The sequence below is a fragment of the Haloarcula laminariae genome (assembly GCF_025457605.1).
In the GTDB taxonomy this organism is placed as follows: Archaea; Halobacteriota; Halobacteria; order Halobacteriales; family Haloarculaceae; genus Haloarcula; species Haloarcula laminariae.
On the sequence record NZ_JAMZFY010000006.1, the window covers coordinates 1 to 7,041 of the forward strand.

Sequence of the window (7,041 nt, forward strand, 5' to 3'; positions counted from 1 at the left end):
CGGGAGAAGCGGCGATACGGCGATAACGCGACGTTTTGATGAGCAGTGACGGACAGGCGACACTCGGCGAGTTCGACGGCGACGACGGCGACGACCTCGACGCGCTCCGGGCGGATGTCGACCGACTGACGGACCTGGTGAACACGCTGGCCGAGAATCAGCAGGACCTCGCCGACGCCGTCGAGGGGACGCTCGCCGACGCCCCGACCGACGCCGGCGGGCCGGTCGACGCGGTCGAGGACCCGCGCGGCTTCCAGTGACGCCCTCGGTAGTTCTCCCCTCGGGGCGACTGTCGACTGTCGTGGCGCTGGCGATACTCGGCTGTGTGTACGCGCTCCGATTCGGGACGGCCGCCGGCGGGGTGGTGCTTACGACGACGACGGACCTCTTACTCCCGCTAATCCTGTCGGTGTGGGTTGGTGTCCTGTCCCGGTGGGTTCGGTGATAGGAGATTAAGCCACCCGTCACACACACCCGGATTTAAGAATTTATCTGGCTACGTGGTACTACGCCTAATCGCCGGACGGCGACACTGTCCCCGCGTATCGGACAGAAAACGCCGGTTCTCCGGGGGTGGTATCGGCAAGTCTCGCCCCGAAGCGGTCCCGAGTTGTTAAGAAATCGACCTCGGCGCCGGCGGTGGCCGGGCGAGCGTTAACCAACACTCGGCCCTAACTACGCCCGGCTGTTGGTTAAGACGCGAGCGACGAGAGCGGCCGCTCGCCGGCGGGAGATAACAGCGGAAAAGCGGGGTGTGTCCTATTCGTCGACGCCGACGTTCGGGTTCGGTTCGGTGAACCCGTCCCGGAAGCAGGGCCAACAGGCAAGTTCTCCCGTGGCCCAACAGTCGCAATCTTCGGGGCGGCCGTCGAAGTGGGTTAGTTCGGTGTCGGTTCCTTCTTGGGTGGGGCTGTCGTATGCAGACATGGGTTCTCTCTGAGACACCCACGCTCGGACGGTGCAACGTCCGGGCGACTTTCGGAAAATCACCTGAAAGCGTGGTGTGTCTCTACCATATTGTATAAGCTACATGGTGATAAGGCTTATCCATTGTGTGTAACCATGTTGTCTAACCAAAATGGCTAACTGTCCCGGTGCCATATCGCCGAGTATGCCAAAGGAACACGGCAATAGTGGGGAGTTCGTCGAGACGGTGACGCTCGCCGACGTCCTCGACACGTTCGACGCCGTCGAAGGGCCGGTTATCCTGTCGGCCGACGTCGCCGACCGGCTCGACTGCTCACGACAGACGGCCCGGCGGAAGTTACAGCAGTTGTACGACCGTGGGGACGTCGACCGCCGGAAGGTGTCCCGGCGGGTAGTGTACTGGCGGACCGAGGACGCCGACCGGTCCCGGCCAACTCCCGACCAATCCCCGACCAATTCCGACGCCGTCGACGGCGAGGTACGCGGGAGTGTCGACAGCTCCCTCGCCGACGACCACACCGACGGCGACGGGGACGTTACACTCCCGAGCGAAATTTCCGACGAGATACGGGATGCCGTCGAGGACGCGGCCGAGCGGTGGGAGGACGACGCCCGGCTCCCTAACCGGAAACAGGCGGCCGCGACGGTGCTACAATACGCGGTCGACACCGGCGACCCTGTCGGTAAGAGTCACCCTGTCGTCGACGCTGTCCGTGAGACGTTCCCTGTCGACGGACAGAAGCGGGAGACGTATTGGCGGCAAAACCTCCGGGACGGGATACTCAAAGCCCACGGCGAGTATTCCAAAGCGAACCACGGGTACAATGTCGAAGGTGTGGGGTCCGACCAATGACCGGCCCCGAGGACGGACAGGACGGCGACGGTGTCCCGGACAGTGACCCGCGACATATCGACCCCGCCGGCGACCTCGCCGACCTCGTCGAAAGCGGGGAGTTCGACATTGAATTAGCGGACGACCAGGACCCCGCCGAGCTTCGGGAGTTCGTCGAGCGGGCCGAAGCGGGCGAGTTCGACCTCCGGGCCGACCCCGGCTTAGAAGCGGCTGTCCGTATGGCTCGCGCAATGCTCTCTGACGCCGCCGAGAGCGACGACGACACCGGACAGTGACCCATGCACCGGGAAGGCCACTACGGGGCGTCACTGCTCGCGTATGCCCCGCTGTTATTCGGTGCAATGGCGCTCGGCTTTCCGACCGCCGGGGTTGGGGGCGCTGTCCTGGCGCTCGCGCTGGCGATGGTCCCGGATTGGGACCAACAAATGCCGGGTGTCGCCCACCGAGGGGTGACGCATACGGTTCACTTTGCCGGGGCCGTGGCCGTGGTGACGGCCCTGCTCGGCGCTGGCATGGGGGCGACGGCTTCGGACGGGAACGCGCTCGTCGTCATTGGTGGGGCCGTGTTCGGTGGGGCGGCCGGGGCGCTGGCGATTCTCGGCCATATCGGGGCCGACGCCCTGACGCCGATGGGTGTCGACCCGCTCGGCGAGGACGGCCCGCATATCTCCTACGGCGTGTGTCGGGCCGACAACCAGCTCGGAAACTACGCCCTGCTCGCGCTCGGTATCGCCGGCGGGTTGGTGGCCTTCTACGCCGGGCGCGGGGTGAACACGGCGCTGGGGGTGTGACGGCGCGGCCGCTCGGCGGTGTGAAAATGTGGGAAGGAACGCCACCTTGGTCAAATAAATATACTCACTCGGTATACAAATAACTACGGCTCATAGCTGTAGCTCACGGGTATAACAGCAATGGGGTATCTCGGGCGTCGCCGCGACGCCGAGAGGGACCGCCACCTTGGTCACTTAGTCCTACTAACTGAGAGGTAATAAATTGTGTGCCACCCGGCACAAGCAGACACACACAAAGATAGCCGGCCGCCGATTGGTGGCCATGAGCCCCTATTTTTATACTGTCTTGGTGTTATGGTATTAGATAGACCGCGCGACGCCGGGAGGACCGTCACCTTGGTCGGTTGGTTCTCTTCTGGCACCTGCTGGATAGGCGGGTGTGTTCGCCGGTCGGGAAGTTACGATGTACGCCCGACCCACCAACGACGAGAACGCACGTATCGACACTGAGCCAGGGCTGACGCCGGCCCATCAAGCCCCCTTAGCGACGGCCGCGACAGTCGACCTCGACGGCGGGACCGTTACGGACCTCTGGCGGGACCTCCTCGACGCCGACGCCGTCCGTGAGGCGTTCGTTCGGGCTGTCCGGGCGTTCGCACGGGACCGGACGACGGCCGACCTCCTCGACGCGCTCGACGACCGCGACGTTCCGGTTCATCTACACAGTAAGATTGACGCCGTCGCTCGCGGGGACCGTCGCGAAGCGTGGCACCTGGCGGCCGACGTGGTCCCGGCGCTGGGCCAGAGTTGGACGACGACTGAGGACCTCCTCGCGACGGCGAGCCTATTCGACGCGCTCCCGTCGACGCCGACGCTGGCGGTTCGGCTCGGCGAGGGGTTCCGGGACCGCCGGCGGGACCAACGGGCCGATGTGTGCCGGCTCCTCGACGCGCTGGCCCGTGGGTTCGATGTGTCGCTTGTGGTGTCGAACGTAACCCGTCTCTGGTTGGCACAGGAACACCGAGAGCACCTTCCCGGCGTTAGTGAGTGGTGCAGTACGGACCGTGACTGTGGCCCCCTGTCGGGCGTCGTCGACGACGCGCTCGCGACGCTCGACGCCGACGGTCGGCCGGTGTCACTCCTCCGGCGTATCGCCGAGGAGCCGGGAGAGACGACGACGTATCACGCGCTTTATGCGGCCGTGTCTGTCGGTGAGTCGCGCGTTCGGCAGTGTATCGCCGACCTCGTCGACCTTGGGCTCGTCGCGACGTTCGGACCCGATGAGGGTCGGAAGGTGGAGCTCCTCGACGCCGGCCGCGAGTTCCTTCAGGAAATCCCCCAACAGCGGACCCTTCCTGAGAGCGTTAGCGACACCCCACAACATTCCCAACAGGGCCGTGTAACCACGCGCTCGGGACAGGGGGGGACGGACCGGCGGCCGTACCAAACAGCGTACCTCAGTCGGCCGCACCACACCGCGACGGTGGCTTGTGGCACTACTGGCGGTGTGAATGTGGTCGAACACCCCGAGGAACCGGCCGATACGGACCGAACCCGCTGGGTGAGTTACGACGAGAGCCGGGACGAAGCGGTGATTAGTGTCCGGGCGACTGGGGCCATGCAGTACGCGGTGAGTGTTGCACTTGCGTTATCGTCGCCGAGGCTCCTCGACGCTGTCCCGTCGGCCCGGCTCGCCGAGATAGACGACCCGCCGGCGATACTCCGGGACGCCCGCTGTATCGGGGCGCTGTCCGATGCAACACTCGCCGAGGGAACCGTTCGGGATGCGTTCGTCGAGTGGGGCGAGGAGCTGGCCGACATGACGACGGCTCTTCACCGAGGAGAGTACGACGACCGCGACGCGTTCCGGGGCGAGATTATCCGGTCGGCTCACGGGCTCGCCGGCTCGGTGGTTCACCTCCTCGACGCTGTCGGTGTCGACGTAACTCGGGAGGTACGGGTTCCGGGTGGGCTGTCGTTCGATAAACTCGACTCCCTCGCGGAGAGTATCGGTGTTTCGACGGCGATACAATCCAGCTACGGGGCGTTCGCGGCGTATCGCCAGTTGCTTGAAACCCGTGACGACAAACGCCGGTCGGCTCTGTCGCCCACGGTCGACGCGACGGACCCGTTCGGCGAGCTCCTCGGTTCGGTTGTGGTCCGTGGCCCGGATGTCGACAGGCTTCGGCCGGCGCTGGCCGAGCACCTGGAGGACCTCGCCGACCCCGTCGACGACGCCCCGGAGTTCGCGGTTCGTATCCCGCTTCGGACCGTCGGCCGTGAGGCGTTCGCGACGGCCGCGACGAGGACCCTCAAGCGGAAAGGGCTCTCGCCGACCCGTCCGGCGGTGTCTGTGTGTCACGCCCTGGCCGGCTCGCCCTACGACGTGGCCCGGTCCCTACACCAACTCTCGCCCGAGGAGGACGGCCGCGACGTTCGGCTCGACGAGGTACGGTATGCCCTGGCGACGCTGTCGGCCGACCGGATAGTTCCGGACCTTCCCCCGACGGCCGGAGCGCTTATCTCGACGCTGTTAGCGGCCGAGAAACCGCTCTCACAGTCGACGCTGTCCGACCGGGCCGACGTATCCCCTCAGTCTATCCGACGACACCGCGACCGGCTCACGGCGCTGGGGGTCCTCACGTTTGACGCCGGCGAGTATCGGCTCGCGCTGTCGTTCCAAACGCCCGAGGAGCGACGCGACGCCGTGGCCCCGGACATGGTCGGCGAGCGGTTCCGGGACGCTGTCGACGCGCTCCTCTTGGAGCACCTACCACCGGACAGGTACGCCGACCCCGAGGACGCCGTCGCCGGAGCCCTGTTTCATCCGCCCGACCCTTGGGGTATCGTCGACGCCGAGCCGACGCTCCGGCCGTGGGTCGACCTTGCGGCCGCTCTCACGGCGACGGCCCGGCCGAGCCGGACGCTGTCGGTGTCGGTTGGTCCGACTGTTGAGCAGGAGCCACTTTCGACAGAGGCGAGTGAGGTATCGGCCGGTTCCGACGCCGTCGAACCAGTCGCGCCGACAGAGAATTAACCCACTATAACACCATTTACACCCATGCCCGCCACCGATTCGCAGGTTATATCCGGTGATAGTGAGCCGGAGTCGCCCGACTATACGGCCGTCGAGATACCGACGACGGAACCGCCAGAGGAGTTCACGTATCAGGAACGCCGGGCTGACCTACTCCGGCAGATTCGGGACCTCGGACACCCGTCGATGATAAATCAAGTCGAAGCGGCCGAGCGATACGGGGTAAGCCAAGCGCAAATCTCGAAGGACCTCGGACGGCTCGCCGAGTCGGTTCGGGAGCACGTCGTCGACCGTGACCGGCGGGCCTTCACGGTCGATAGTGTGGTCCGGCGGTCGATACAGGGGCTCTTAGAGGAGGGGGAGTATCGGAAGGCGGCACAGACGGCGATGGAATGGGACGAGTGGATAACCGAGTTTCACGACCTCCGGCAGATGGAGCAAGAAATCGAGGAGCTCAAACAACGACAATGACCCGAAAGACCCGACGCGAGATAGCGCGCGACTTGGATGACTTGGACGACGACAACACCGGCGACGACACGCTCCGGGTAGAAATCCGGCGCGACGCCGTCGACGAGCACGGCGAGGTGGTCGAACGGAATGGCTGGGTGGTCGAGATATGACCGGGCCGACGAAACGGGACCTCCGGCGGGACCTCGACGACCTACAGGGACAATTCGGTGGCGACACCGCGACGGTGGCCGTCGCGTTCGGCGACGTTTCGGACCGATTCACGGTGACGGTCGAGGCACCTGAGGAGGACCCAATCGACAGTTATTCTCAGGTAGCAATCCCGAGACACCTTCCGTCGACGCATCGGGGCGGATTGACGACCCTCGACGGCGACGAGCTCGCGAATCTGTGGGAAACCATGCCCGAGGATGTTCGGGACATGGAACGAGAATATCGGCGCGAGCACGGCGAGCCACTCCCGCCGGTGCTTACTGAGGAGTGAATCGCCGGCGCTGTCGACGCCGACCTATCACTTTCTGAGCATAGTCGGGATATGCTCGGGGACCCGACACCGTCGAGGACAGGGGCGACGACGAAAACGGACCACGGAAAGGGGACGTGGCGGGTTGGCACCGGTGCGACGACGACGCCACGGCCGGCGGTGAAACCACCGGCGTTAGGCATTTGTTACAGGAGATTGATAAACCTGTATGGCACGGACCACGCGGAAGGAGTTGCGTAACGTCTTCAAATCGCTCGACGACGAGGACCGCGAGCGGGTTCTCGACTTTGCCGAGCGGCTGGCGGGCGACGACACCCCCAATTCCCCGGAGTCACTCGTCGACGACGACCCACTCCCGAGCTATCAGGCGGCCGCCGGGGAGGATATGTTCAAGCGCAAGAAGAAAGAGAAAGAGCGGGAGAAGCGGCGATACGGCGATAACGCGACGTTTTGATGAGCAGTGACGGACAGGCGACACTCGGCGAGTTCGACGGCGACGACGGCGACGACCTCGACGCGCTCCGGGCGGATGTCGACC

At 65.2% G+C, this 7,041-nt stretch carries 10 protein-coding genes; all 10 read left to right on the forward strand.

Annotation, left to right across the window (positions count from 1 at the left end):
- Positions 1-38: 38 nt before the first annotated feature.
- The 10 genes from NJQ98_RS18910 to NJQ98_RS18955 all read left to right on the forward strand — a co-directional run bounded on the left by NJQ98_RS18910 (position 39) and on the right by NJQ98_RS18955 (position 6,957).
- Entirely contained in the window at positions 39-260 is a 222-nt protein-coding gene (locus tag NJQ98_RS18910; RefSeq protein ID WP_262181689.1) for a hypothetical protein, read from the forward strand.
- Entirely contained in the window at positions 257-445 is a 189-nt protein-coding gene (locus NJQ98_RS18915; RefSeq protein WP_262181692.1) for a hypothetical protein, read from the forward strand. The genes NJQ98_RS18910 and NJQ98_RS18915 overlap by 4 nt, the downstream gene beginning before the upstream one ends.
- A 666-nt stretch (positions 446-1,111) precedes the next feature.
- Positions 1,112-1,780 (forward strand): hypothetical protein, encoded by a 669-nt coding sequence (locus tag NJQ98_RS18920; RefSeq protein WP_262181694.1) that lies wholly within the window; start codon positions 1,112-1,114, stop codon positions 1,778-1,780.
- Complete coding sequence (locus NJQ98_RS18925) at positions 1,777-2,055, forward strand: hypothetical protein (RefSeq protein WP_262181696.1); 279 nt, start codon at positions 1,777-1,779, stop codon at positions 2,053-2,055. Before NJQ98_RS18920 ends, NJQ98_RS18925 begins: the two co-directional genes overlap by 4 nt.
- A gap of 3 nt (positions 2,056-2,058) precedes the next feature.
- Positions 2,059-2,571, forward strand: a complete 513-nt coding sequence (locus tag NJQ98_RS18930; protein WP_262181701.1) for a metal-dependent hydrolase — start codon at positions 2,059-2,061, stop codon at positions 2,569-2,571.
- A gap of 403 nt (positions 2,572-2,974) precedes the next feature.
- Entirely contained in the window at positions 2,975-5,548 is a 2,574-nt protein-coding gene (locus NJQ98_RS18935; RefSeq protein WP_262181704.1) for a helix-turn-helix domain-containing protein, read from the forward strand.
- Positions 5,549-5,572: 24 nt separating this feature from the next.
- Positions 5,573-6,019 (forward strand): DUF445 domain-containing protein, encoded by a 447-nt coding sequence (locus NJQ98_RS18940; protein ID WP_262181708.1) that lies wholly within the window; start codon positions 5,573-5,575, stop codon positions 6,017-6,019.
- Positions 6,016-6,171, forward strand: coding sequence for a hypothetical protein (locus NJQ98_RS18945; RefSeq protein ID WP_262181710.1), 156 nt, complete (start codon positions 6,016-6,018; stop codon positions 6,169-6,171). The genes NJQ98_RS18940 and NJQ98_RS18945 overlap by 4 nt, the downstream gene beginning before the upstream one ends.
- Complete coding sequence (locus NJQ98_RS18950; RefSeq protein ID WP_262181712.1) at positions 6,168-6,503, forward strand: hypothetical protein; 336 nt, start codon at positions 6,168-6,170, stop codon at positions 6,501-6,503. Before NJQ98_RS18945 ends, NJQ98_RS18950 begins: the two co-directional genes overlap by 4 nt.
- Before the next feature lie 208 nt (positions 6,504-6,711).
- Entirely contained in the window at positions 6,712-6,957 is a 246-nt protein-coding gene (locus NJQ98_RS18955; protein ID WP_262181714.1) for a hypothetical protein, read from the forward strand.
- Positions 6,958-7,041: the final 84 nt, after the last annotated feature.

Bases quoted from the DNA above. Each gene is read 5' to 3' on its own strand.
- NJQ98_RS18935 (WP_262181704.1), top strand. From the start codon at position 2,975: ATGTACGCCCGACCCACCAACGACGAGAACGCACGTATCGACACTGAG.
- NJQ98_RS18910 (WP_262181689.1), top strand. From the start codon at position 39: ATGAGCAGTGACGGACAGGCGACACTCGGCGAGTTCGACGGCGACGAC.
- NJQ98_RS18930 (WP_262181701.1), top strand. From the start codon at position 2,059: ATGCACCGGGAAGGCCACTACGGGGCGTCACTGCTCGCGTATGCCCCG.
- NJQ98_RS18945 (WP_262181710.1), top strand. From the start codon at position 6,016: ATGACCCGAAAGACCCGACGCGAGATAGCGCGCGACTTGGATGACTTG.
- NJQ98_RS18955 (WP_262181714.1), top strand. From the start codon at position 6,712: ATGGCACGGACCACGCGGAAGGAGTTGCGTAACGTCTTCAAATCGCTC.
- NJQ98_RS18920 (WP_262181694.1), top strand. From the start codon at position 1,112: ATGCCAAAGGAACACGGCAATAGTGGGGAGTTCGTCGAGACGGTGACG.
- NJQ98_RS18925 (WP_262181696.1), top strand. From the start codon at position 1,777: ATGACCGGCCCCGAGGACGGACAGGACGGCGACGGTGTCCCGGACAGT.
- NJQ98_RS18940 (WP_262181708.1), top strand. From the start codon at position 5,573: ATGCCCGCCACCGATTCGCAGGTTATATCCGGTGATAGTGAGCCGGAG.
- NJQ98_RS18950 (WP_262181712.1), top strand. From the start codon at position 6,168: ATGACCGGGCCGACGAAACGGGACCTCCGGCGGGACCTCGACGACCTA.